The sequence below is a fragment of the Endozoicomonas sp. SESOKO3 genome, assembly GCF_024606255.1.
Window position 1 is genome coordinate 1 of record NZ_JAHHPR010000372.1, and the last position, 1,659, is coordinate 1,659.

The 1,659-nt window shown below is 53.8% G+C and carries 1 protein-coding gene; it reads left to right on the forward strand.

Going from position 1 to position 1,659, the window contains the following annotated elements; all coding sequences use genetic code 11:
- A partial coding sequence (locus KDK18_RS06580) for a calcium-binding protein (protein ID WP_257254072.1) occupies window positions 1-1,659 on the forward strand: 1,659 nt, incomplete at both ends.

Genomic DNA, 1,659 nt, shown 5'->3' on the forward strand with positions numbered 1-1,659 from the left:
CTTCCACATGCACCCCCCACAGTGGTGTTTTACGCAAGCTGACCCTGAAGCCGGGCGAACAGCAGGTGCTCTTTGAAGGCGTCACCCCTCTCATGAAGAAGTATCTGCACCCGGTCGAGAACGGTCCTCTCGTTCTCTCTTCAAGACCGCGGCACATACTGACTTTAAAACTGGTTAAAACCCATGCAGACGGTCGCAGACAACATCACGGTCGCCATACGGTATCAGAGTTAAAACCGGTCTCAAAAAAATGGGCCGAACTGTTCCCCGGTCAGCCAATGGCACAAGCCCTGACCATGCTCGAGATACGTCATACCTTTGACAGGGACACAACTTTTCTTAGGCTATGCAAGACCTCCAAGGCATTCAGCAGCTCTGTGGTTTTACCGGCTGTTCACCTTGACTTGTCATCAGCCTCACACTCTGGCATCCCCATCGTTGTCGGCGGCCCGGGCAATGACCGGCTAACAGGCAACCCCTTCACAGATAATGTATTGCTTGGCATGGGGGGGCGTGACATTTTGAAGGATATGGGAGGGAATAACCAGTTCATTGTCGGCATGGGCAATACCACCGTTATTGCTGCCAATGAGGGACACAACCAGTTAATACACGACAAGTCTTCTGTATTTTACGATGTCCGGCTCCTGCGGAAAGGCTCCAGAAGTATCAGTATCAAAGTCGCCTCAACCTATCAACTGGATGGGATGACCGTCAACGTCACGGAGGGGATCGCACAGACCCGATGGCGAAATACTGACGTAACGGACAGCTGGCGTTATCACCAGACGGTATTCAAAGGGATCGACCAGATTGCCGGGACTTCGGGCGATGATACTTTCTTTGGCAGCAATGGTACGGATATTTTCAGCACCGGGGGCGGCCTGGACAAGGTGAGCATGGGGGACGGAGACGACCGGATCATCCTTAACGCCCCCTGGCAAAATGGCACCTTCCTGGACGGGGGCGGCGGCGCCAATACGCTGCTCTTTAAATGGCCCGTTAGTGATGATGTAACGGTTGACCTGAAGGAAGGTTTAACGGTCAGGAACCTTATCCTGGAGGACACCGGAGATGACCACAACCTGCTATTTTCCGGTGATGATGACGCTGACATTTATGTGTCCAGAGGTTCCCTCTTTAAATTTGATGGCAGAGGGGGGGATGATTACCTTTTCCTGCTAAAGCTGCCGGCGTTTATCCACTTGGACGGTGGCCCGGGAAAAGACACAATCGACTTCAGCCAGGCAACCCTTGCCCCGGAATTTGTCCGGCTCCGGCTGTCTGTGGATCTGGTCCCGGCGAGTCCCTCGTGTCCTCCGAACGGCTCGCTGCCCTGCCCTTTGGATACTCACATCGAAGGGGGTTGGTCTTTTACCCTCAGATCATCCGAATCGCAGGGCACCTATGACACATTTCCGTCCGTTATCAAGAACTTTGAGATTATCAAAGGCCCGGCCAGCAACGATATTTTCACCATTCCGGCCCTCGCTGGCCTTGTCTTTGATGGCGGAGACGGTGATGACCGGTTCGATATTTACGATACACGCATCAAGCGCAACAGCAACAGCACCTCAATCACCACCACCATAGGAGGACCCGGGCACAACAGGCATTATGGCAGTCGGAAAGCTGACCGGATGGTGGCGAACCTGGGGC